Source organism: Streptomyces sp. NBC_00286, assembly GCF_036173125.1.
In the GTDB taxonomy this organism is placed as follows: Bacteria; Actinomycetota; Actinomycetes; order Streptomycetales; family Streptomycetaceae; genus Streptomyces.
Genome location: NZ_CP108054.1, coordinates 923997 through 948586 on the forward strand (window position 1 = coordinate 923997; position 24590 = coordinate 948586).

A 24590-nucleotide genomic window follows, 5' to 3' on the forward strand; every position below is an offset into this window, starting at 1 on the left:
CAACACGGAGAGGAACGCGGAGGGGAAGCACGCGGAGGAGGCCGAGGAGTACGACGTCATCGTCGTCGGAGGCGGTCCGGCCGGGGCGACGGTCTCGGCAGCCGTCGCCTTGCGGGGCCACCGTGTCCTCCTCGTCGAGCAGCACACGTTCCCCAGGTACCAGATCGGGGAGTCGCTGCTCCCTGCCACCGTGCACGGCGTGTGCCGCATCCTGGGCGTCGAGGAGGAGATGGCACGGGCGGGCTTCAAGCTCAAGCGCGGCGGCACCTTCCGCTGGGGGCGGAACCGGGACCCGTGGCAGTTCTCCTTCGCGCTGTCGCCCCGGCTGGCCGACCCGACCTCGTTCGCCTACCAGGTCGAACGGTCCCGGTTCGACGCGATCCTCCTGGACAACGCCCGACGCCTGGGCGTGGACGTACGGGAGGGCTGCCGCGTCACGAACGTACTCGCCGACGAGGAGCGGGTCCGGGGCGTGACCTGGACCGGCCCGGACGGCGGGACAGCTGAGGCCAGGGCCCGGTACGTCGTGGACGCCTCGGGAAACGGCAGCAGGATCCACTCGCACGTCGGCGGGAAGCGGACGTACTCGGACTTCTTCCGGAACATCGCGGTGTTCGGCTACTGCGCCGGCGGCCGGCGTCTGCCGGCGCCGAACGACGGCAACATCTTCTGCGCGGCCTTCGACGAGGGCTGGATCTGGTACATCCCGCTCCGGGACGACCTGACGAGCGTGGGCGCGGTGGTGAGCCGGGAGAACGCGGCGGCGATCCAGCGGGACCCGGCGGCCGCGTGGCGCCGCCTGATCGACTCGTGCACCGAAGTCCAGGGCTTACTCGACGGGGTCCCGCAGGCGACCGAGCCGCCGTACGACCAGGTGCGGGTGCGCAGGGACTGGTCGTACTGGAAGTCCCGGCTGTGGCGGCCCGGCATGGTGCTGACCGGTGACGCGGCGTGCTTCGTCGACCCGGTCCTGTCCTCCGGCGTGCACCTCGCCACGTACGGTGCCCTGCTCGCGGCCCGGTCGATCAACAGCGTCCTCGCCGGAACCGCCGGAACCGCCGGAACTCTGGACGAGGCCCGCTGCTTCGACGAGTTCGAGGCCCGCTATCGCCACGAGTACAGCCTGTTCTACGAATTCCTTGTCTCCTTCTACGACATGCACCAGGACGAGCGGTCGTACTTCTGGAAGGCACGCAAGGTCACCAACGTCGGCGCCACGGAACTGGAGGCCTTCGTCGAGCTGGTGGGCGGCCTGGCGTCCGGCGACGCGTCGCTCACCGGCCCCGGCCAGGCGGGAACCCGCCTGGCGGCGGCCTCCTCGGCCCTCGACCAGGCGGTGGGCCGCCTCCCGGACTCCGACGGCCTGCGCAACCCCCTCTTCGAGTCCCCCAACATCCGCCAGGTCTTCCAGGAGGGCACGGTCCTCCAGGAACGAGGCCTCTTCGGCGGCCCCCTGGAGGACGAGACACCCCTGTCTCCCGGCGGCCTGGTCGCCACAGAGGACGGCCTGGCCTGGGCGGATCCGGGCGCACGGTGATCCACGACGCTCCGGCTCGGTGCGTGTTGTGGCGGCGGAAGCTGGTGCTCCGGGGCCGCGCACCGTAGAACTGGGCCTCATGTCTGATCAGTGGCCGGACCAACGCCCGGCGCCAAGGCCCTTGCCCGGTGCGCCCGGCGGGTACGGGCCACCCGGCGCGTACGGGCCGCCACAATTCCAGGAGGTCAGTGCCGGGTACCGGCGTTGGGCAGGCGTCCTGCTCTGGCTCACGATCGCCGTCGCGGGTCTCATGGTGGTGGCGTTCGTGGTCAGCATCGTCTTCCTGGTGAAGGCGGACGCGGACGTGGACAACGCCGCCTACGGCTATCTCGCGATCTTCCTCTGGTTCGGGATCGCCGCCGCGATCCCGGTGCTGCTGGCGCTCGGTGTCCCCGCAATCGTCATGAAGCGGCGTGTACGGCAGCAGGAGCGGCTGGGCCACGGTGGGTGGGCGTCGTTGAGTTGAGTTACTCGTGGACCTGAGCGTTCAGCGTGGGATGCGCGTCATCGTTGTCCGCGCCCAGGCCCGCGAGCAGGCGCAGCCCGTCCTCGGCGGAGCTGCCGGGGGGCGCGGACAGCACCACCAGCTCCATGCCCGAATCATCCGGTAGTGCGAAGTTCTCCTGGTGCAGTTCCAGCAGGCCGACCAGGGGGTGCCGGTACGCCTTGCGCCCATGTGTGCGGGCGCGCACGTCCGCGCGGGCCCAGAGGCGCCGGAAACGCTCGCTGCTCATCGCCAACTCGCCGATGAGCGAGGCCAGGCGGGGGTCCTCGGGGTATTTGCCGGCGGCCAGGCGCAGGTGCCCGACCACGTCGAGGGTGCATTTCTCCCAGTCCGCGTAAAGGCCGCGCTCGGCCTCCTCGAGGAAGATGTGCCGGGCGGTGTTCAGGCCCGGCATCGCCCGACCGTAGAGGAGCCCGGCGAGGCGGTTCCCGGCGAGCACGTCCAGGCGATGGTCCATGATCAGCGCGGGTGCGTCGGCTACCAGGTCGAGGACGCGCCGCAGCCCCGGCCGGACCCTCCCCCGGCCTCCGGCCGGGGGGACCCCCATGCCCGGCGCCTTCGCGCGGCGGCGGCGCTGCCGGGCGAGCCGGTCAAGGTGCCCGCGTTCGGTCTCGTCGAGGCCGAGGACGCGGGCGAGCGCGTCGAGGACCTGCTCGGAGGGCTGGGTCGCGCGGCCCTGCTCGAGGCGTACGTAGTAGTCGACGCTGACTCCGGACAGGTGCGCGACCTCTTCGCGGCGCAGCCCTTCGACCCGGCGACGGCTGTCGGTGGGGATGCCTACGGTTGCCGGGTCGACCCGGGAACGCCGGGTCCGCAGGAAACCCGCAAGATCGTCCATGCTCCCAGTATGGCCTCGGGGGTGCCCGTGAAGGTGGCCCTGCCGTTACCAGGAAGTCCCGTCCGATGGAAGGGGCGCCCCTGAACGCCGGGCGCCGCGGCGCCCAGGATCGAAGGCACCGATCCGAAGGAGTTCCCATGAAGACGCTGATCGTCTACGCCCACCCGGAGCCGAAGTCGCTCAACAGCTCGCTGAAGGACCTCGCGGTGTCCACCTTGGAGACCGCCGGGCACGAGGTACGGGTGAGCGATCTGTACGCGATGAACTGGAAGGCGGTCGTGGACGCCGCGGACTACGGCCCCGACGCCTCAAGTCCGCTGAAGGTCGCCTTGGACTCGGGCCGGGCCTTCGACGCCGGGACGCTCACCCCGGACGTCCTCGCCGAGCAGGAGAAGCTGCTGTGGGCCGACACGATCATCTTCCAGTTCCCGCTGTGGTGGTACACGATGCCCGCGATCCTCAAAGGCTGGGTGGACCGGGTGTTCACCTACCACTTCGCGTATGGCGTCGGCGAGCACAGCGACACCAGGTACGGCGAGCGCTTCGGCGAAGGCACCCTCGCGGGCAGGAAGGCGCTGCTGTCGGTGACCGCCGGCGGCCCGGAGTCGCATTACGCCGCTCGTGGGATCAACGGCCCCATCGACGATCTGTTGTTCCCGATCCACCACGGCATCCTCTACTACCCGGGTATCGAGGTGCTGCCGCCGTTCGTGCTGTACGGCACCGACCGGATGACCGGCGAGGACTACGCGGATGTCGCCAAGGCGTGGGAGCAGCGCCTGCTCACCCTGGAGTCGACCGAGCCGATCGCGTTCCGGCGGCAGAACTTCGGGGACTACGAGATCCCCTCGCTGCACCTGAAGGAGGGACTGGAGCCGACGGGCCGCACGGGTTTCGGGCTGCACGTGCGCGGCTGACCGCCGGCCCGATACCCCGAGCCCTTACACCTGCCGGCGCCGCGTCGCGTGGCGTGTGCCGTGCAGGGCGAAGGCCGTGTTGACGAGGCCGACGTGGCTGAACGCCTGGGGTGTGTTGCCGAGTTGGCGGTGGGCGACCGGGTCCCACTCCTCCGAGAGCAGGCCGACGTCGTTACGGGCGTCCAGTACGCGCTCGAACACGGTGTCCGCCTCCTCGCGGCGGCCGGTCGCCCTGAGGGCGTCGGCGAACCACAAGGAGCAGACGAGGAAGGCTCCTTCACGGCCGCCGTCGGTGTAGCGCCGCAGGAAGCCGTGATCGCCGAGCGTGCGAGCCACGGCGGCGAGCGTGCCGTGGACGCGGGGGTCGTCGGGCGGCAGGAAGCCGAGCTTGGGCAGCAGCAGTGCGGACGCGTCGATGTCGTGGGAGCCGTACGCCTGCACGAAGCTGTGCTGTTCGGCGTCCCAGCCCTCGCGGCACACTTCGTCGTGGATCGCCTGGCGCATCCCCCGCCAGCGCTCCGCCGAACTGCGCAGTCCCGCGATCCGCGCCATCCGCAGCGCGCGGTCCGCGGCGACCCACGACATGATCCGGGAGTGCACGAAGTGCCGTGGCGGGCCGCGGACTTCCCACAGTCCCACGTCGGGTTCGCGCCAGTGCCGCTCGAGGTGGTCCATGAGTGAGGCGACGACGCTCCACATGTGGTGGTCGATGGGTATGCCCGCACGCACCGCGGAGTAGATGGTGTTGAGCACCTCGCCGTAGACGTCGAGTTGGAGCTGATCGGCGGCCGCGTTGCCGAAGCGGACGGGGCGGGAGCCCTCGTATCCCTCGAGCCAGCCGGCCGGTTTCTCGGGCAGCCTGCGCTGGCCTGACACCCCGTACATCGGCTGGAGGTCGTCGGGTTGGCCGGCCACGGCGCGGACCAGCCAGTTCCGCCAGGCGACGGCTTCGTCGCGGTAGCCGGTGCGCAGGAGACAGGACAGCGTGAAGGTGGAGTCACGGAGCCAGCAGAAGCGGTAGTCCCAATTGCGTTCCCCGCCGAGGCATTCGGGCAGTGAGGTGGTGACGGCAGCCACCATTCCTCCGGTGGGTGCGTAGATCAGTGCCTTGAGTGTGATGAGGGAGCGCAGTACCGCGTCGCGCCAAGGGCCTTGATAAGTGCACTTCGCCGTCCACTGCTGCCAGAATTCCTGTGTCTCCGCGAGGAGTTCGGTGGTATCCCCGCGCGGATTCTGCGGCAGGTGGGAGGGGCTCCAGTCGAGGACGAATGCTCTTCGCTGTCCGGCCGAGAGCGTGAACTGCGAGTGAATACAGGAATTGCTGAGGGAGAAGCACGTTTCGTCGTTGTCGTGTGGCGGACTTGGGTCGCATCGTACGAGGACGGCGTCGGGTCCGGCGATGGCGGTCACCGTGTGCGGGGCGACACCCCGGGTCCAGGGCACCACCTGTCCGTTGAGGAAGCGCAGCCGCAGTTCCCCGCGCATCTCGACCCGGCCCGCGAGTCCTTCCACCAGGCGTACCAGCCGGGGAACTCCCTGGCGAGGCGGCATGAAGTCGGTCACGCGCACGGCGCCGTCCGCTGTCTGCCAGACCGTGTCCAGGATCAGTGTTTCGCCCCGGTAGGCACGGCGGTCACACCGTCGCGAGGCAGCTTCGGCCGGGGCGATCCGCCAGCGGCCGTTGTCCTCGCCACCGAGCAGTGCGGCGAAACAGGCGGGGGAATCGAATCGCGGCAGGCACATCCAGTCGATCGCCCCGTCCTTGCCGACCAGAGCGGCCGTTTCCAGGTCCCCGATGAGGGCGTAGTCCTCGATTCGCCCTGCCATGACAAGAATTCTAGGAGAAGACACACAGGACGGCAGAAGGGGAAATCTTGAAAGAGAACATGTGCGTTTGACGGGGTCCTGGTGCCATGTTAAAGGTGGGATAGCAGGGCATTCAGTTCCTTTCGGCAGGACGTACCGATGTCCCGAATGGCGAGCCGGCTTACGGCACGTGTGGTCTCGCACCCGCTACGGCGTGCGACGGACCGACCTGCCTCCCCGGGCCCGCGGCGCTTCGGTTCTCCCTGCGGTGTCCATCCGTTGCGTCGTGCCTCGGATCGCGTCGTGCGCGCCCCGGTGCGCCGGTCGGCGCCCTGCCGGGCCCGGACCGCTCGGCGGTCCAGGCGGGCGCGTACAGCCTCCTCCCGCACGGTCGGCCGTCGCCGAAGCAGCGACGCCGGAGACGGAGCAGGCGAGCAGAAGGCATCATCCGCGGGAGGCTGCCATGGCAGCTGACCCGCGCAGACCCCGCGTACTGCTCCTCACCAGCGGCCCCCTCGACGCCGGGGACGGAGAAGAGGCCGAGCTGGCGCTGAGCCTCGCCCAGGCCATGCCGGAGGTGGACCACTTCTGGTTCCGGCGCGGGCGGGAGCCGGCCGCCGCCTGGCGCGGCCGCTCGGTGCCGAAGGTGTCGCGGAACGGCGCTCCCGGCCTGCCGGAACGGCTCCAAGTCGCCGCCGTCGGCGCCCGGTTGGCGCGGCGGGCCGATCTCGTGCACGCCGTGCTGTCCATCAGTCCCGGCTTCCCCGCATTCTCCCGTCTCTGGCTCCCGCTGCTCCACGGGCGGCCGGTCCTGCACACCGTCCCCGGCGTCTGGGACCCGGGCCTGCTCGCGCGGTCCCGGCCGCTCGGTCCCACCGTGGCGCTGTCCGAGGTGACGGCGCGGGCGCTGGGCGCGGCGGGTTTCGGCAAGGTACCGGTCATCGGTCCCATGATCGAGCCGGCGGAGTGGCAGCTGCGGCCCCGGTCGGTCAGGGATCCGCCGATCGTCCTGGCCACGGGCCATCACGACCCGGGCGGCGGTGCGTACGAGGCCATCGGCGCGGCTGCGGTCGCCGCTCGCGCGGGAGCCCGTTTCCAGCTGATCCTCGCCGTCCAGGGGCGCCCCGGACAGCACGTCGGCCGCTTGGAGCAGTCGCTGCGCTCACGAGCGGCCCAGGAGGGACTTCACGCCAGCGAGGTGCTCGGCAGCGTCGAGGACCTGCCTCGGCTGCTGGCCGTCTCGGACATCGTGCTGCATCTCCCGCAAACTCTCGGCGGCCGCCCGGACGTCCCCTTCACCGTCCTCAAAGCCCTCGCGACCGGCCGCCCCGTCATCATGAGCGACCTCCCCCAGTTCTCTGGGCTGAAGGACGCCGTCCTGCGCGCCCCCGTCCCCCACCGAGCCGGCCATCTCCTTCTCCAGCTCCTGGACCGCCCCTGGTGGTGGGAAAAGCTCGCGGAACGCGGCCGCGCCACGGTCGAGGAACGCTTCGGTCCGGCGCGGTTCAGGTCGGGGTACGCGGCGCTGTACCGGAACCTCCTGGCAGGAGCGTGAGCCGAGAGCCGAGGCCTGGTACTGCAGCCGCAGTCGCGGAGCCTTCCTGACCTGTGGAAACGCTCCTCACGAAGTGTTGGAGCGTCGATTCCGGCTCACGGGACTGAATCCGCTGCTCGTGAGCTTCGGTTCACTGCGCCTCGGCGCGGGTCAGCCGTGGCAGGGCGAGGGAGACCGTCGAGGCGGCGAGCAGGGCCGCCGCGCACGACACCTGGTAGCCCGCCGAGGCCCCGGCCGTGTCGACCACCCACCCGGACGTGGCGTAGCCCAGCGCCACCCCGACGGAGAGGCCGGAGACGATCCAGGTGATGCTCTCGGTGAGCCGGGAGGCCGGCGCCAGACGGCCCACCAGCCCCATCGTGGTGATCAGGATCGGCGCGATGGCCATGCCCGCCACGAAGAGCATCCCCGCCAGTGCCGCAAGACCCGACGCGAACAACAGCGGTACCACCGTCACCGCCATCACCCAGACGCTGACCAGCAAACTCCTCGTCACCGCCCCCCGCGGCCTGATCGCGCCGAAGACCGCGCCCGCCAGGCCCGAGCCGAACGCGTAAACGCCCAGCAGCAGTCCGGAGAGCGCCTTGTCATAGTGGGCTTCGGTGAACGCCACGGTCACGACCTCCACCGAACCGAAGGACGCGCCCACCGACGTCACCGTCAGCACCAGCAGGCCGAGTCCCGGGATGCGTAGCGCCCAGCCCCCGGCGCGTTGCGGGATGGGGCGCACCGGCGGTTCCGTACGCCGCTGGGCGGCGAACAGCAGGACGCCGACGGCGAGGAGGACCGCGGCAGTCAACGGTCCGGCCTCGGCGCTGCCCCCGGTCGACAGTGTGATCGCCAGGATCGGGCCGATGACGTAGACCACCTCGTCGAGCACCGACTCCAGCGCGTACGCGGTGTGCAGCAGCCGCGGTGACTCCCGGTGGAGCTCCGACCAGCGGGACCTGACGAGCGCGCCCATGCTGGGCATGCAGCCCGCTGCCGCCGCCGAGACGTACAGCGCCCAGTCCGGGGCGGCGTACCGGGCGCACAGCAGCAACGCGCAGATGGCGGCGACCGTCACGGCCGTCGCCGGGAGGACGATCCGGCGCTGGCCGTGACGGTCGACCAGTCGGGAGATCTGCGGTCCGATCGCCGCGGCGGCGAGCGTCTGCGCGGCGGAGACCGAGCCGGCGAGCCAGTACTCTCTGCCGAGCTGCGACAGCATGGTGACGATGCCGACGCCGATCATCGACTGCGGTAGGCGTGAAACGAAGCCTGCGGTGGAGAAGAGCAGACTGCCTGCGGGAGAGAAGATCCGGCGGTAATCGGAGAGCATGGACTTCACGCTCCGTCAGGAGCCGATCGTCACAGGGCGGATCCGGTCCGGTTACTGCGTCCTCCTTGTACGCCACTTTCACCCATGGCGCCGTATCCCGCTACGCCAGGCGGTATCTCGCCCTGCACATGCGAGAAATGTCGAGCCGAGTTAGCTTGATGGAGACACGTCGATGTCTCGGCGAGAAGGAGCCCGCATACTGGCGACCGTTTATAACGGCGACCGCGTATAGCGATGATCTTTTCACAGGCGACCGGGGCCGAGTCCGGGCCCCGCAGAATTCTCCATTGTCAGCCCGATCCTACGGGCTTGTTCGCCGTCGCCCGGTGCCGTTCGCCCAGCTCTGTCCGCCCGACAAGTTTCCTTCCCAGGAGGTTAGTTGGGATGAACGCGCGACTGCGAAGCCAGGCCGCGATGTCTGCCGTCAGCGCATGCATCGTCACGCTGACGGCCTTTTACTATATATTCCCGGAACAGCGGATGATCTTCGTCGCCATTGGAGCGATCGGCGTCAGCGGTATTTTCCTGGGTATCTTTCTCAACCGCCCCGAGCATCGCCTCCCCTGGCTGTTGCTCGCCGCGGGAAACTTCGCCTTCGCCGCGGGCCAGGCGACCCAGATCATCCTCATCCAGTTGCTCAACGAGGAAGTCTCATTCCCGTCGATCGCCGACGGCTTCTATCTCGCGGCATATCCGCTCTATGCGGCCGGGCTGTTGGGCTTCGTGCACTGGCGCACCGGTTGGCGTGACCGCGCGAGCCTCGTCGACGCGCTGACGCTGACAGTCGGTCTGGCGCTGCTGTCGTGGCTCTTCCTCATCGATCCGTACGCCCGCCTCGAGGGTCTCACCTGGGTGCAGAAGGCGTTCTCCATCGCCTATCCGCTCGGCGACATCCTCGTACTGGCAATGCTGCTGCGCCTGCTCGCCGGCCGTGGCGGCAAGAGCCGCTCGCTCATGCTGCTCACGGCGGGCACTGTCGGCCTGCTCACCGCAGACGTGGCTTATGGCCTGATTCAACTGAACGGGACCTGGCGCACGGGTACCGCGGTCGATCTCGGCTGGGCCGTCCTGTACGGCGCCTGGGCGGCCGCCGCGCTCGATCCGACCATGCGGTCGCTGACCCAGCCGGTGGCATGGCGCCCGGAGGCCGGCACGGGCCGGCTGAGCCTGCTCACCCTGGCGTCGTTGATCGCGCCGGCCATCCTCCTGACGCAGGCGGTACGCGGCGAGAGTGCCAACGTCGGCGTCATCGGGGTGTTCTCCGCGGTGCTCTTCCTCCTCGTGCTCTACCGCCTGGCGGGCGTGGTGGCGACCCACCGGCGGGCGGTCGGCCGGGAGAAGGTGCTGCGCAACGCGGTGTCGGCGCTGGGCGGAGCGGGCGATCTGCGGGATGTGGCCGCCGCCGCGCACTCCGCGGTGACGGAGCTGATGTCGCACGGCCCACCGCGTTCCGCGCTGCTCACCACGCCGGACAACACGCTCTGGGTGGATGGGGCGCAGGGCGGCGCACACGGGCCGCTGTCTGCGCCGATGACCGCGGCCGTACGGGAACTGATCGCGTCCGGCGAGAACCGCCTGGTGGCCCTCGACGGTGCAGGACCCGATCTTGCCGCCCGCCTCACGGGCCCGGACGAGGAGCCGAGCCGCACCGGCCACGCGCTGGTCTGCCCGCTCATCTCACAGGATCACCCCTCTGGCGATTCGCTGATCGGGGCACTGATCGTGGCCGGGGACGAGCACGACCTGCTCGTGTTCCGCGACACGCTGGCGACTCTCGCAGCACAGGCGGCACTTGCCGTGGCGAGGGTCGCCCTGGCCGAGGAAGTCAATCGGCGTAACAGCGAGATGTACTTCCGCACCCTGGTGCAGAACGCCTCCGACGTCATCCTGATCCTCGACGACGACGACCGGATCCGTTACGCCAGCCCCTCCGCCGACCAGGTGCTGGGCATTCCGAACCTGGAGGGCACCCAGCTCATCGATCTGGTGCCGCCGCAGGACAGCCGCACAGTGGTCGAGACGCTCGGCCGCATACGGAGCCGCGAGTACCAGACCATGCGCGAGCACTGGCGCATGGTCCGCACCGACCGGGCGACCATCGAGGTCGAGGTGAGGTGGAGCGACCTGCGGGAGGAGTCCACCGTCGGCGGGGTGGTGCTCACCCTGCGGGACGTGACCGAACAGCGCAAGCTCGAACGCGAACTCACCCACCAGGCGTTCCACGACTCGCTCACCGGCCTGGCCAACCGCGTGCTCTTCCAAGAGCGGATCAACCACGCCCTTGTGCAGGCTCAGCGCGAGGGCACGGTGGTCGGTGTGCTCTTCGTGGACATAGACGACTTCAAGGTCGTCAACGACATACACGGCCACAGCGTGGGCGACGAACTCCTGGTCGCGCTGTCACTCCGGCTGCAGACCACCGTCCGTGCCTCCGACACCGCCGCGCGCATCGGCGGCGACGAGTTCGCCCTCCTGGTGGAGGGCTCCGTCTCAACGACGGGCGTGGAGCGCTTCACCGAACACGTGATGACCGTGTTCGCCGAGCCGTTCCGGCTCAGTGTGGGGCCGGTGAGCACATACGCCAGTGTCGGCGTCGCGACGACGGAGGACAGCATCGACTCGGTTGAACTGCTGACACACGCCGATCTCGCCCTGTACGCGGCGAAGACGGCGGGCAAGCGCCAGTGGCGTCACTACCACCCGGAGTTGCAGAGCGGCATGGCCGAGCGTGCCAAGTTGCAGGAGGGGCTGGACAGTTCGTCGATCGAGACGTCGTTCATGGTGCTCTACCAGCCCATCGTGGAGCTGACCAGCGGGCGGATCGCCGGCTTCGAGGCACTCGTTCGCTGGCCCCACTCCACGCGCGGCATGGTGCTGCCGGAGCAGTTCATCACGCTGGCCGAGGAGAGCGGGCAGATCGTCCCGCTCGGGGCCTGGGTGCTTGATCAGGCCGCGGCCGAGGCTGTCCAGTGGGAGGACTCCGTGCTGCGCCACGGGACGGCCGACCGCAACGCACCTTACGTCAGCGTGAACGTGTCGCCGCGTCAGTTCCGGGACGAAGATTTCCCCAACGTGGTCCGGCGCGCCCTGCAACTCTCCGGCATCGAACCGTCGTCTCTCGTACTGGAACTGACCGAGAGTGTGCTGATGTACAACGACGAGCGCATACTGGCCGAGATGAGTTCGCTCACCGACCTCGGCGTCCGCTTCGCGATTGACGATTTCGGAACGGGTTACTCGTCGCTGAGCTATCTGCGTGAGTTCCCGATCTCGATACTCAAGATCGACAAGTCGTTCATCGACCAACTCGGGCGCTCGCCCGAGCAGTACGCCCTGGTCGAAGGCATCACGCATCTCGCCGACACGCTCGGCCTCACCGTGATCGCCGAAGGAGTGGAGGACGTGAGGCAGCAGGAATCGCTGATCTCCATGGGCTGCCGACTCGGCCAGGGGTATCTCTTCGCCGAGCCGGTCAGCGCCGAGGAGGCGGAGCACCTCGTCCTCGCGCCACCGCTCGGCCGCCTGGCCGGATTGCCCGCGACGCCCTCGGAAGGGAATGGGTGATGGCGGCGGCCCCTCTCCCGCGAACCGCGCAGGTCGTGCTCCGCAGGACGCCGCGCGAGGCAGGAGACCCAAGGTGACGGAACGTGACCACCCGTCGGCAGAGTCGGCTGCGCTGTGCGTCGTACTGCGCAACGACGAGGAGCAGTACGCGATCTGGCCTGCCGATCGACGGATTCCGGCCGGGTGGTATCGGATCGGCGGACCGGAGTCCGCCGCGTCGTGCGGGAGCCTGGTCGACCGCCTGTGGACCGACATGCGGCCCGCGAGCGCCCGCGCCGAGCGGCGGCCCCCGGAAGCCGGGCCGAGCACCGTGCCCGAGCTGGTCCGGGAGCGGGCACGGCGTGAGCCGTCCGCTCTCGCGGTGATCTCGGACGCGGGCCGGCTCAGCTACGCCGACCTGACCGGCCGCGCCGACCGGCTTGCACACGAGCTGCGGGAGTCGGGCGTCGGCGCGGAGTCCGTGGTCACCGTGTGCCTCGACCGCGTGCCCGAGCTGGTCGTCGCGCTGCTGGCGGTACTGAGCTCCGGTGGCGCGTTCCTGCCCCTCGACCCGGCGACTCCACGGCAACGGATAGCCGGATTGGTCGCGGAGACCGGTTCACGCCTGATCGTCTCGAGCCGCGAGCACGCCCCGATGTTCGCCGAGTGCGAGGCGCGGATCGTCCATGCCGGGCAACCGGCCCCGCAGGCACCGCCGCAGGACCCCCGGTCGGCACAGTCGGCCCCCGGCCCCCGGCCGGACGACCTCGCCTACGTGATCTACACTTCCGGATCCACCGGACCTCCCAAGGGGGTGATGATCAGTCACCGGTCACTGGCACACTCCCTCACCACGGTGGCCCGGGCATACGAACTGACGCCCGGCGACCGGGTGCTGCACGCCGCGGCGCTCGGCTTCGACACCTCGCTGGAGCAGATCTTCGCCACCCTGATCAGCGGCGCGACACTCGTCCTCGCGGGAACACACTCGTGGGCACCCACCGACCTGCTGCACCATCTCCCGGAGCACGGGATCACTGTCGCCGACCTGACCCCCGCCTACTGGCATCGGATCGTGTCCGTCCAGGACCGCACCGAGAGCCTCGCATCGCTGAGGCTCGTCATCGTCGGCGGCGAGATCGTCACCGCGAAGGACTGCCGCGCCATTCTGCACCGGATCCCCGGCGCGCGGTTCGTCAACGCCTACGGACTCACCGAGACCACCATCACCTCCACGCTCTGCGACCTCAACGAGGAAGTGCTCGCCGCGCCGGACACCGCCGTCGCCCCGATCGGCAGGCCCCCGGAGGGCAATCACGTCCACGTGCTCGACGCCGAACTGCGCCAGGTGCCGCCCGGCGAGCGCGGCGAGATCTACATCGGCGGCCCGGGGGTGGCACGCGGTATCTGGCGACAACCCGCCCGGACCGCACAGCAGTTCCTGCCCGACCCGCACGGCTCGGCGCCGGGGGAGCGGATGTATCGCACCGGGGATCTGGGCCGCCGGCGCTACGACGGCAACCTGGAGGTCCTGGGCCGGGTCGACGACCAGATGAAGATCCGCGGGTTCCGTGTCGACCCGGCCGAAGTCGAGGCCGCCCTCGTCGCCCTTCCGGAGATCGGCCAGGCGATGGTGGTGGCCCGGACGCGCGCCAGTGGCGACCGGGACCTCGTCGCTTACTTCACGCCGGCCTCGCCACCGGCCGGCGGTGAGGCGGTGCTGAGCGCACGGCTGCGGTCGGCACTCGCAGAGGTCCTGCCGGGCCACATGATCCCGGCAGCCTTCCACGCGGTGGAGAGGCTGCCTGTCACGCCCGGTGGGAAGCTCGACCGCAGGGCGGTGCCGGAAACCGCGACCGCCACGCCGACGGCCGGCGCCGACGACCGTCCGGTGCCCCAGGGGATGGCCCAGTTGTGGGGCCAGATCCTGGATGTGGACTACGTTCGTCCGCACGACGACTTCTTCGAGCTGGGCGGCAACTCGCTGCTGGCCATGGAGATGCTCGCCCGGACCCGCGTCGTGTTCGGCATCGGCGTCACACAGATCCGCGACCTGACCCGTTCACTGCTGCGGTATCCGACGCTCGCCGCGTTCGCCGAGTCCGTGCGCCAGGCTCGGGCGGGCACGCTGGCCCATCCGGACGGCGGGAGCGTCGACTTCGCCGCCGAGACCGACCGGCGCGTTCCGGCAGTGGGCCGTGACGCCCCGGCTCCGGACCCCCGGTACCCCGGCGACGTCCTCCTCACCGGGGCGACGGGGTTCTGCGGCGCGTACATGATCGACGAACTGCTGCGCAGGACGACGGGACGGATCCTCTGCCTGGTCAGGGCCTCCGACGAGCAACACGGCATGGAGCGGCTCCGCGCGAGCCACCAGCGGTACGTCCTCAGCGATCTGTCCAGCGAGCGTGTCCAGCCGGTCGTCGGCGACCTGGGCAAGCCCGAACTGGGGCTGTCTCCCAGTCGGTTCGAGGAGCTGGGATCGACCATCGACGCCGTCTACCACTTCGGAGGCCAGGTCAACTTCATCTACGCGTACCACGACTTGCGCGCGTCCAACGTCGACGGAACATACGAGATCATCCGCCTCGCCGCCCGCCGGGCCGTCCCCGTCCACTTCACCTCCAGCATGGCGGTGCTCGCCGGATTCGGGCCGGCCGGTGTACACGAGGTGACGGAGGAGACGCCGCTGCGCTTCCCCGAGTATCTGTCGGTGGGTTACGTGGAGACCAAGTGGGTGGCCGAGGCGCTGCTGCAGAAGGCGTCCGACGCGGGCCTGCCGGTCGCCGTCTACCGCCTGATGGACATCACGGGCCGCAGCGGAACCGGCGTGATGAACACCAGCAGCGAGCTGGCCGCCCTCTTCGACTTCATCGCACGGACCGGGCTGTGCCCCGACGTCCCGCTGCCGCTGGACTTCCTGCCGGCCGACCACCTCGCCCGCGCCATCGGACACATCTCCACCCGCCGTCCCGCTCGCGGCGAGGTCTACCACCTCACCAACCCCCGTCCCACGCTGCTGAGTTCGCTCGCCGAGCGGCTGCGCCGACAGGGTCACCCGGTCCGGGAAATCCCCTACGCCGAGTGGATCGCCGCTCTGGTGAAGTACGCGGCCGGGCATCCCACCGACGCGATCACCCCGTTCGTCCCGCTCTTCGTCGACCGGTGCGCCCGCGCGGACATCACTGTGAGTGAGATGTACTTCCAGGGCGTTTTCACAGAGTTCACCCGCGACAACGCGGAACGGGCGCTGGTGGACGCCGGAATCGACATTCCGCCGGTGGACGCGGAGATGATGGACCGTTACATCGACTTCCTCCAACAGGCCGACGACGCCCGGCCGGTCAAGAGCCAAGAGCAGGGAGTGGCACGGTGGTGAGCCGACGCCCTTGCTGGGAGGCGCTGGACGTGCTCAAAGCGGCGCCCGACGGTCCGGTGGCCTTCGGCGCCGACCTCAGTCCCGCCGACCTCCTGGCGGCGTACCGCGCCGGGGCCTATCCGTTCCCGGCATCCGACGAGTACGCCCTCGCCCTCAACGAGGTGGTCTTCGCCGATCAGGTCCAGGAAGGCCGCATCCCGCTCATGGGCGAGGAATCGGCCGATCCCTACGCCGTCTCCTGGTGGTCGCCCGACCCCAGGCCCGTGCTGCCCGTCTCGGCCCCGCACCTCAGTCGTAGCCTCGCCCGGCGGCTGCGCAACCGGCTGTCGTGGTCGACCAGCCTGGACCGGCGGTTCGAGGCGGTGGTCCGCGAATGCCGGGCCGACCGCGTCCCCCTGTGGCTCACCGACGAGCTGATCGAGAGCCTGATGCGCCTGCGCGAACTGGGTCCCGCGCACAGCGTCGAGGTGTGGGAGGACGGCGAGGACGGCGATCTCATCGGCGGGGTCTTCGGCATCCAGGTCGGATCGGTCTTCAGCATGGACTCGATGTTCTTCCACCGTCCCGGTGCCTCCAAGGTCGCGGTGGCCGACCTCGCGGCGCGCTTCGCACAGGCCGGCGGCGAGTTGCTGGACGCGCAGCGGGACAGCCCGCACATCCGCGACCTGGGTTGCGTTCTCATGCCCCGAGAGCAGTACGTACATCACCTCCGCCACACCGAGCACAACACCCTCCCGCTGCCTACCGCCACCTTGCCCGCGAGCCGCCTCGCCCAGCCGACGGGATCGCGCTGACAGCGTCCGTCGCGCTTCCAAACGGAGCGCTCAGGCGGCCTCACGCCGTACGGCACGCAGCAGCACCATGCCGGTGTCCCCGTACTCGGGCAAAGTCGGGTCCTTGCGTACGCGCCTGATCCGCAGGTCCTCCGTGTACGGGTCGAAGACGTCGTGAACGGTGTCCGCACCCACCGGGCAGGCCGGCCAGCGCGTCCCGGAGGCGATGCGATAGCTGGGCATGTTCTCCATGAAGGCGGCGACGAGCCGTCCGCCCGGGTGGACGGAGCGGATGAACGCACGGCACAGGGCGGCGAATTCACCCAGGTCCTCGGTGACGCTTTCGGCCACGAAGTTCATCGACGCCAGGTCGTAGGCGCCGTCCGGCAGGGTGCGGGCGCTGCCCGGCACGACCCGTACCCGTGCCAGGGCGTCGGAGAGGCGGGCGGGCAGGGCGGGGTCGAGTTCCCGGCACAGGGCGTAGAAGGCCGCCCAGTGCGGGTCCGGGCCGTCGCGCAACTGCCGCGTGAGATAGGCGATGTTGCTCGCTCCGGGCTCGACGGCGTCGATACGGCGGCCGGCCGCGGCGGCCTGCATGAGGGGGTAGAGGTTGGGTCCGGCGCCGCACTCCAGGGAACGGGCGACGCTTCCCGGCGCCAGCGTCCGGTACAGGGCGGCGTGATGCCGGATGACCGCCGCGTCGGACGGGTGGATCCTGCGGTAGTTCTCGTCCAGGTAGGCGTCCACGGGCCAGCGGTCCCAGTCGGCGTCCGCGTTGCGCCGGTTCGTGGGTGTGCCGGGTGCACCGCGCCCGTGGGCCCTCACGCTCATGGCCGACCCCCCGCCGCGGCGGTCCGCCTCACGGGGAATCGCTCGGCCACCGAGGTCAGTACGTCGTTGAGGCGGTCGATCTCGTCATCGGTGTTCCGCGCGGTGATCTGGACCCGGAAGCCGACCTGGTCGCGCGGCACCAGCGGATAGGCGGCGAGCGTGACGTAGACCCCTTTGTCCCACAGATACTCACCGACGGCCGTGAGATCGGCGTCCTCGGCGAGCGGGATCTCGATGATGGGCAGTCCGTCGGTGTTCGGGGTGGCCAGGTCGAGGCCGCGTGTGTGGTCCAGGACCCGGGCGGTCTTGCGGTGCAGATCGGCCCGGATCGCGTCGCCCCGGCGCTCGTTGACGTCCAGGCCCGCGAGCGCGGTGGCGAGGGAGGCGGTCGGGGAGGGCCCCGAGTAGAGGTAGGGGCCGGCGGCGACCTTCAGATGCGCCTTGAGGGCGGGCGGCGCGGTGACGAAGGCCAGCAGGGACGAGTACGCCTTGGAGAAGCCGCCGACCAGGACGATGTCGTCGTACGACTCCCCGAAGTGCCGTACGACACTGTTGCCGCGCATGCCGTACGGGGACGTCTCGGCGGCGCCGCGTTCCCCGATCACTCCGAAGCCGTGGGCGTCGTCGACGTAGAGCAGCGCGCCCTCGCGGCGGCAGATGCGGAGCAGCTCCGGCAGATTGGGGAGGTTGCCGGTCATGCTGTTGACGCCGTCGACGCAGACAAGTCTGGGGGCGCCGACGGGAGACGCGCGCAACAGCCGGGTCAGTTCGTCGGGACGGTCCGCGTGGAAGCGGCGTACCGTCGCTCCCTGTTCCTGGGCCACCAGACAGCCGTCGTACATGGTGCGGTGGGCCCGGGCCTCGACGAAGACATGCCCACCGCCGCGTCGGCCGGCCGCGAGCACCGGTATCACCGACGCGTGGATCAGGGTGATCGTCGGGAGGAGAAGCACGTCGGGGGCGCCCAGCAGATCGGCCAGCTGTGCCTCGATCTGCGGATACAGGCGGGGATTGCCGATCAGCCGCGACCAGCTGGGGTGAGTGCCCCAGCGGCGGACGTGCGGCTCGATGGCGTCCATGATCTCGGGGTCGAGGTCGAAGCCCAGGTAGTTGCAGGAGGCGAAGTCGGTCAGCCAGTGGTCGCCGCTGCGGATGCGCCGGCCGCGTACCTCGTCGATCACCGCGTCGCACATCCGGCTTTCTCTGCGCAGCTGCGCGAGTTCGTCCCAGTGCTGCGTACGACGTGCCGCGGCTGCGGCTGCGGGCAGGGAAGTGCGTCGGCTGCCGCGCGGCACGGTCGAGGACTGCCGTCCGGCGAACTGCCGTTCCTGGTTCACCATCAGGAACCGCTGTGCCTCGGCCGCCGCCATCGGCCGGGCGAACAGAAAACCCTGCCCGTAGCGGCAGCCCATGGCCCCGAGCAGATCGCGCTGCCCGTCGTTCTCGATGCCCTCGGCGATCACCTGGAGACCGAGGACGTCGGCGATGCGCACGATGCCCTCGACCAGGGCGACCTGCTGGCCGTCGGTGACGATGTCGTCGATGAAGGACTTGTCCACCTTGAGTACGTCGATGGGGAACTCGCGCAGATAGCTGAGCGAGGAGAATCCGGTGCCGAAGTCGTCGATGGCGAGGGAGACCCCGAGTTCCTTCAGGGTGCCCATGGCGGCCCGGATCTGTTCGTCGCGCCGTACGAGCACCGACTCGGTGAGTTCCAGGACCAGCGACCCCGGAGCCAGACCCGAGCGGTCGAGGACCTGACGCACCTCGTCCACGAACCGGGCGTCCCTGAACTGACGGGCCGACACATTGACGTTGAGACGGAGGGATTCGGGCCTTGGCCGCAGCTGCTGCCAGCGGGCGACGTCGGTGGCGGCGCGCTCCAGCACCCAGGCACCGAGCGGCATGATCTGCCCTGTCTCCTCGGCCAGGTTGATGAACTGGTCCGGCGGCACCAGTCCGCGTCTGCTGTGCGGCCAGCGGATCAGAGCCTCAAATCCGACGACGTTGCCGGTGACGATCTCCACGATCGGCTGGTAACGCATGGCGAAGGACTGCTTGGTGATCGCGCCGGCCAGAGAGGCCCGAAGTTCGTGGCGTTCGGCCATGCCGGTGTGCAGGTCGGGACGGTAGCGCTGCCACTGCCGCTTGCCCGCGGTCTTGGCCGCGTACAGGGCGAGGTCGGCGTGGCCGAGGAGTTCCTCGGCCTCGTCGCCAGGGTGCGCGATCGCCACACCGACGCAGGCCGAGACGCTGGTGGATCCGCTGACCAGCCGGAACGGGCGGCCCAGGGTCCCTACGATCTGCTCGGCGAGCGCCTCGGCGTCGGCCGGATCCCTGGCGCCCTCCATGAGGATGGCGAACTCGTCGCCCCCCAGCCGGGCCGCGGTGTCGCTGAGCCGCAGCGCGGCGGTCAGCCGCTGCGCCACGGCGACCAGCAGTTCGTCGCCGACCGAGTGGCCCATCATGTCGTTGACGACCTTGAAGTCGTCGAGGTCGACGAAGAGCACACCGGTGAGACCGGCATCGCGGCGGCCGCGCAGCAGGGCACGCTCGATACGCTCGAGCAACAGGACCCGGTTGGGCAGTCCGGTCAGCGAGTCGTGGAAGGCCCGGTGGACGAGTTCGCGTTCGAGCTGGCGTTGCTCGGTCACGTCCCGCAGGGTGAGGACGACACCGTGCACGGTCTGCTCGTGACGCAGGTTCCGGCACCGGACCTCGACGTCGAGGCGTCCTTCCTCACCTCGTACGACCTGCCAGTCGTCGCGGATGTCCTGGCCGCTGTCCACGCCGTCCCCGGCCCGGACGCGCTCCAGCGTGTGCAGGGCGCGCTGGTGGTCCCTCGGCGCCACCAGCTGGGCCAGCGGGGTGTTCACCTGCAGATCACGCCCGAACATCTCGTACGCCGAAGGGCTGGCGTACCGGACGGTGTCGTCGTCGTCGACAATGAGGATAACGTCGGAGGTGTTGTGCACGAGGGTGCGGAAGTACGCCTCGCTCCTACGGCGGTTGATCTCCTCGTTGAGTCCGACCCGGGCCAGCGCCAGCGCGGCCTGCGCGGCCAGCGACTCCGCCGGGCCCGACAGCTCCTTGAGTCTCTTCACAGGGCCCGCCAGGAGCAGCGCGCCGATCAACGGCTCCTGCGCACCGGAGGCCTCGAGTCGCAGCGGGCACAGGAGCGCTGCGGGTGACGGCGCGAGGGCACCGGCGACTTCGGGGCCGAGATCACCGACGTCGATCAGACGGGTGCCCCGGGACAGCAGCTCCGAAGGGCTCTGGCCGGGACGGCCGCCGTCGAGGGACCAGGCGGAGCGGGGTTCCGGGATGCCCACGGGAAGCAGCGAGGACCGGTCCCGGTCGAAGACCAGCAGCACCGCCGCGTGGGCGGCCTCCTGTCGTTGTCCGAAGAGGGTGGCTGCCGCCGCCCTGACAGCGCCGGCCACTTCCTCGGGGCTGACGGCCGCGACCAGTGACACCGCCGCCACGCGCAGACTCCGTTCGCGGGCGACGGCCTTGCGGTGTTCGTCGACCAGACCCCACAGCCGGGCCAGCACGAACAGGAACATCAATCCGGAGAAGACCGCGGTGACCGGGACATCATGGGCATGTCCGCGCAAGGACTGGGCCAGCAGCATGGCGGGCGCGATCAGCGAGGCGCCGGCGAGGGCGGCGAGCCGCCACTTGGTGCTGCCGAGCCCGGGCTGGGCCATCGGCTCGGTCAGCCGCACCATGGACGGATGCAGGGCCGCCAGCCCCCAGGCGGTGAAGAAGACCACCCAGCCCAGGTCCATGGGCGTACCGACCTGCCAGGTCCCCTTCAACTGGAGCACCCCGTACAGCACGTCGGACACGAGGATGCCGACCGTCCCGACCGCCAGCAGCTGCACCGAACGTTCCCGGATGCCGCCGAGGCTGACCAGCCCCACGAGCATGGCCAGAATCAGCACATCGCCCAGCGGATAGGCCACCGAGATCGCCCGCTCCAGCCAGGTCTGCCCCTCGGTTTGTGCGATCGGGTTGATCAGATGCACCCAGGAGAGAAGCGCGAGGCCCGACGTGAGGATCAGCGCGTCCAGCAGCCCGGCGCGGTCACGGGCCGGGAAGCGGAAGTGGATGATCCCGAAGATCCCGGCGGCGAACAGCGGATAGGTGGCGAGGTAGAAGACGTCCGCCGGGGAGGGGAACGGGTTCTGCTCGTTGAAGGCGGCTTCGAGGAGGTTGTAGGTGGTGTCGCCGCCTGTGAAGGCGAGGTTGGCTGCGGCCAGGAGGAGCCAGGGCCAGCGGTGGGCGGGGCGGTTGCGGTGGACGCCGACGAGGATTGCGGCTACTGAGCCGAGGCCGATGAGGGCCCAGCTTGTGGTGTGGCGGGAGGGGACGGTGAGGTAGACGACGGTGGGGGGGATTACGCAAAGGACGTACGCCACCATTAGGCGGAGGTGGGATTTGCCGACTGGCGGGGGGTCCGGTGCCCGTGTAGTGGGTGTCGGCTCCGAGTCGCGTGCCGTGGCTGGCTCCGGCGCGGGTGCTGCAGCAGGCCCCGCGGGTGTCGTGGTCCGCTGTACGCCGGTGGGTGGCGGTCGCCTCCGCGGAACGCGCTGACCGATGCGCTGGAAGGGGCGTTCGCGACCTCGAAACCATTGCGCCATATCTACCACTTTGTCCCGGTGGCCTGGCACGGTCAAACGAGGGCTCTTGCACTCCGGGCTGCTGGGGACCTTGACGGTCCGCCAGCAAATGAAGCACAGGTCAGCGTCGGTGTGTAGAAGTCGAGCCCTCGGCGACCGGCCGACTATGTCACGGAACGTGCGGCTGAAGGTCCCCGGACTGCCGAAGCCGACGGCGAAGCAGACGTCCGTAACCCTGCGGCCGGTCTCCCGCAGCAGGAACGTGGCTCGCTCGACCCACCGGCGCTGCAGATAGAGGTACGGCGTCTCGCCGAACGTGACCCGGAAGTGCGCGCGAAGTGCACCTCGGACACATGGGCGATCCGGGCCAGGACCGGCACATCCAGCGGCTGCGCGTAGGCGCGATCCATGGCATCCCGCACCCAGAGCATGCGGCGGTCGCTCTCTTCTGCGGCGCGACTCACGGCGCCGCCACACCACGGTTTTCCGCCGCGCCTGACAGTCCCGGGACCGGTCCCCGGTCTCGGTGCAGCGCCCCGCGTTTGACTTAATGCCCGAAATGCCCAAATATGTACGTATACGTCATAAACATATGGCGTCTACGCGAGCCCACCAAGTCGTGGACCGCCCCGCAGATGTCACACGGTCGACAGGCGAAGCCCTCTGGCAGGACCGATGCCTCGACCCAAGCAGCGGCCCATTGTCCGGGCACGCGCCGAATCGATCCCGGAGACACCGGCACTATGAACAACGCCCCTCACCTGAACGATCACCCTGTCCTCACCCATCAGCCCAACGGCGGCGGCCCTGCGGGACACCCGGCCCGCCGGTCCACAGACCCCTCCGCCCACCCACTGCGCCGGGCGGAGGACCGCCCCCCGCCCCGCGCCACCGTGAGCCTCGTCGTACCCGCCCGCAATGAGGCGCCCAACATCCCGTGGGTCTTCGAACAGATCCCGGACAGCATCGACGAGGTCATTCTGGTCGACGGCGACTCCAAAGACGCCACTGTGCACATGGCGCAGCACTGCCTGCCCACCGTCCGCCACGTCGAGCAGAGCGGCCCAGGCAAGGGCAACGCCCTGCGCACCGGGTTCCTCGCCGCGACCTGCGACTACATCGTGATGATCGACGCGGACGGCAGCATGGTGCCCGGGGAGATCCCGCACTTCCTGCATTTCCTGGACAACGGCTACGACTTCGTGAAGGGCTCACGATTCATGGCCGGCGGCGGCTCACTCGACATCACACCCTTCAGGCGCCTGGGCAATCAGGTCCTGCTGGCCGCCGTAAACCGCCTGTACCACGCCTCACTGACCGACCTCTGCTACGGGTACTGCGCCTTCCGCCGCAGCTTCCTGGAAGACCTCGACCTGCACTCCTCCGGTTTCGAAATCGAGACCGAGATGGTCGCGCACGCGCTCCGCTCCGGTCTGCGCATCGCCGAGGTGCCCAGCCTTGAACTCCCCCGCCGCAGCGGCCGCTCCAACCTGCGTGCCATATCCGACGGCCGCCGAGTGCTGCGCACGCTGCTCTCCGAGCGCCCCGCCGCCCAGGCCGGACGGAGCAAGCAGTGAGCGCCATCAGCCAACGGTTTGATCCGGGCACGTCGGTCTCCGTCGCCGACGTCCCGGCGTTCGTCCCACTCCGGGTCGTGGACATCGATCTTGCCGTGCCGGGCGGGTTCAGTCCGCCAGGCAGTAGCGAGCATGTCCATCCGCGGGGTCATGTCCTGGCCCTGGTTCGGCTGCACGGTCGCCCGCTGGGCATGGTGGACGCCATCGGCAACGACCCCCTGACTCTTTGGCAGGCCCTGGCCGACACGGCCGAGCGCGAACTCGACGTCGTAACAGCCCGACGGTCGACGGCCCATGAGGCAAGCCGCCCGCCTGACGGTATCGTGCCCTCCCCATGGCCGAAGGCAGCCGTCGTCGCCCCTCGTCAGGGCACCGCCCACAACAGCGCCACGCCCGCAGCAGCTCCTCCTCACAGTGCTCCGGACATCAGTGTCATCGTTGCTACCCACAACCGCCCCGAGTTGCTGAGGCAGTGCCTGGACTCCCTCCTGCGGATGGACTACCCGCGGTCCCGGTTCGAGGTGATCGTGGTGGACAACGCCCCTTCCGACCGGGCGGCCGAGCGGTTGGTCCGCGGAACGTACGGCGAACGAGTCCACTACGTACAGGAGCCCGTTGCCGGTCTGGCCCGTGCGCACAACCGAGGACTGACCGTCGCCCGCGGTCGGATCGCCGCCTTCACCGATGACGACACCCTCGTCGACGCCCGATGGCTGTCCGCACTCGCCGAGACCTTTTCCAGGGACCGGCGGATCGGCTGCGTGACCGGGCTGATCGTCCCTGGCGAACTCGCGACGGAGTCCCAGGTCATGCTTGAGCGCCACGGTGGATTCGCGAAGGGATACGTGCCCTGCACGTGGTCGTTGGATGACCCTCCTTCAGACCCGCTGTTCCCGTTCACCGCCGGGCGCTTCGGTTCCGGCACCAACATGGCCTTCCTCATCGAGCCACTGCGCGCGCTGCTCGGATTCGACCCTGCGACGGGTACCGGGACCCCGGCACACGGCGGAGACGACCTGCTCGCCTTCTTCCGCATACTGACTGCGGGCCACACCCTGGCCTACCAGCCGGGCGCGATCGTCTGGCACCGCCATCGCCGCACACCAGACGCCCTGGACAATCAGGCATTCGGTTACGGCGCTGGGCTCGGGGCATACCTCACCGGCGCCCTGCTCCACGAACCCCGCATGATCCCAGCCCTGTTGCGTCGGCTGCCCCGGGGCATCCGGTACGCCGTGAGCAGAGCTCACGGCCGGGCGCAACCGGGCACCGCATGGTCTCGACGGCTTGCGCTGCTGGAGCTTCGCGGGTTGCTGTACGGGCCGTTCGGCTATCTACGCAGCCACCGCCTGAACCGCACCGACAGCAGCCGGTACTGAGGAG

At 69.7% G+C, this 24590-nt stretch carries 14 protein-coding genes and 1 pseudogene; 9 read left to right on the forward strand and 6 right to left on the reverse strand.

Translation table 11 applies throughout. From position 1 onward, the window contains the following. Nucleotides 1-58: 58 nt before the first annotated feature. Nucleotides 59-1537 carry a tryptophan 7-halogenase gene (locus OHT21_RS04370; RefSeq protein WP_328773953.1) on the forward strand — a complete coding sequence of 493 codons (1479 nt, stop codon included), beginning with the start codon at nucleotides 59-61 and terminating at the stop codon, nucleotides 1535-1537. Nucleotides 1538-1616: 79 nt separating this feature from the next. Beyond that, a complete protein-coding gene (locus OHT21_RS04375; RefSeq protein ID WP_328766874.1) occupies nucleotides 1617-2003 on the forward strand; it encodes a hypothetical protein in 387 nt (128 codons plus the stop codon). Between the two features lies 1 nt (nucleotide 2004). Here the strand turns inward: OHT21_RS04375 and OHT21_RS04380 are convergent, their stop codons facing one another. Continuing rightward, the gene (locus tag OHT21_RS04380) at nucleotides 2005-2880 is read right to left on the reverse strand and encodes a helix-turn-helix transcriptional regulator (protein WP_328766875.1); all 876 of its coding nucleotides are present in this window, start codon (nucleotides 2878-2880) and stop codon (nucleotides 2005-2007) included. A 137-nt stretch (nucleotides 2881-3017) separates the two neighbouring features. Between OHT21_RS04380 and OHT21_RS04385 the strand changes: the two genes are divergently transcribed. After that, nucleotides 3018-3797, forward strand: coding sequence for an NAD(P)H-dependent oxidoreductase (locus tag OHT21_RS04385; RefSeq protein WP_328766876.1), 780 nt, complete (start codon nucleotides 3018-3020; stop codon nucleotides 3795-3797). Between the two features lie 24 nt (nucleotides 3798-3821). On the opposite strand, the gene OHT21_RS04390 is transcribed toward OHT21_RS04385, so the two are convergent. Further along, nucleotides 3822-5624, reverse strand: coding sequence for a glycoside hydrolase family 15 protein (locus OHT21_RS04390; protein WP_328766877.1), 1803 nt, complete (start codon nucleotides 5622-5624; stop codon nucleotides 3822-3824). Nucleotides 5625-6066: 442 nt separating this feature from the next. Between OHT21_RS04390 and OHT21_RS04395 the strand changes: the two genes are divergently transcribed. Continuing rightward, the gene (locus OHT21_RS04395) at nucleotides 6067-7158 is read left to right on the forward strand and encodes a glycosyltransferase (RefSeq protein WP_328766878.1); all 1092 of its coding nucleotides are present in this window, start codon (nucleotides 6067-6069) and stop codon (nucleotides 7156-7158) included. Between the two features lie 130 nt (nucleotides 7159-7288). Here OHT21_RS04395 and OHT21_RS04400 read toward each other — a convergent pair whose 3' ends face one another. Further along, the gene (locus OHT21_RS04400) at nucleotides 7289-8479 is read right to left on the reverse strand and encodes an MFS transporter (protein ID WP_328766879.1); all 1191 of its coding nucleotides are present in this window, start codon (nucleotides 8477-8479) and stop codon (nucleotides 7289-7291) included. 384 nt (nucleotides 8480-8863) lie between these two features. Here OHT21_RS04400 and OHT21_RS04405 point away from each other — a divergent pair, with 384 nt between their 5' ends. The 3 genes from OHT21_RS04405 (at nucleotide 8864) to OHT21_RS04415 (ending at nucleotide 16195) form a co-directional block, all read left to right on the forward strand. Beyond that, nucleotides 8864-12043: a putative bifunctional diguanylate cyclase/phosphodiesterase gene (locus OHT21_RS04405; protein ID WP_328766880.1), complete on the forward strand. Its 3180-nt coding sequence runs from the start codon at nucleotides 8864-8866 to the stop codon at nucleotides 12041-12043. Nucleotides 12044-12116: 73 nt separating this feature from the next. After that, complete coding sequence (locus OHT21_RS04410) at nucleotides 12117-15401, forward strand: amino acid adenylation domain-containing protein (RefSeq protein ID WP_328766881.1); 3285 nt, start codon at nucleotides 12117-12119, stop codon at nucleotides 15399-15401. Beyond that, nucleotides 15398-16195 carry a leucyl/phenylalanyl-tRNA--protein transferase gene (locus tag OHT21_RS04415; RefSeq protein WP_328766882.1) on the forward strand — a complete coding sequence of 266 codons (798 nt, stop codon included), beginning with the start codon at nucleotides 15398-15400 and terminating at the stop codon, nucleotides 16193-16195. Before OHT21_RS04410 ends, OHT21_RS04415 begins: the two co-directional genes overlap by 4 nt. A gap of 30 nt (nucleotides 16196-16225) precedes the next feature. Here the strand turns inward: OHT21_RS04415 and OHT21_RS04420 are convergent, their stop codons facing one another. From OHT21_RS04420 to OHT21_RS04430, 3 genes and pseudogenes are all read right to left on the reverse strand, one after another. Then, a complete protein-coding gene (locus tag OHT21_RS04420) occupies nucleotides 16226-17005 on the reverse strand; it encodes a class I SAM-dependent methyltransferase (RefSeq protein ID WP_328766883.1) in 780 nt (259 codons plus the stop codon). Next, nucleotides 17002-21432 carry an aminotransferase class I/II-fold pyridoxal phosphate-dependent enzyme gene (locus tag OHT21_RS04425; protein WP_328773954.1) on the reverse strand — a complete coding sequence of 1477 codons (4431 nt, stop codon included), beginning with the start codon at nucleotides 21430-21432 and terminating at the stop codon, nucleotides 17002-17004. The genes OHT21_RS04420 and OHT21_RS04425 overlap by 4 nt, the downstream gene beginning before the upstream one ends. Nucleotides 21433-21777: 345 nt before the next feature. Further along, a pseudogene (locus OHT21_RS04430) lies at nucleotides 21778-22094 on the reverse strand (helix-turn-helix domain-containing protein); the annotation flags it as partial. A 279-nt stretch (nucleotides 22095-22373) separates the two neighbouring features. On the opposite strand from OHT21_RS04430, the gene OHT21_RS04435 reads away from it, so the two are divergent. Beyond that, on the forward strand, nucleotides 22374-23207 hold the full coding sequence (locus OHT21_RS04435) for a glycosyltransferase family 2 protein (RefSeq protein ID WP_328766884.1): 834 nt from the start codon (nucleotides 22374-22376) through the stop codon (nucleotides 23205-23207). After that, entirely contained in the window at nucleotides 23204-24586 is a 1383-nt protein-coding gene (locus OHT21_RS04440; protein WP_328766885.1) for a glycosyltransferase family 2 protein, read from the forward strand. Before OHT21_RS04435 ends, OHT21_RS04440 begins: the two co-directional genes overlap by 4 nt. Nucleotides 24587-24590: the final 4 nt, after the last annotated feature.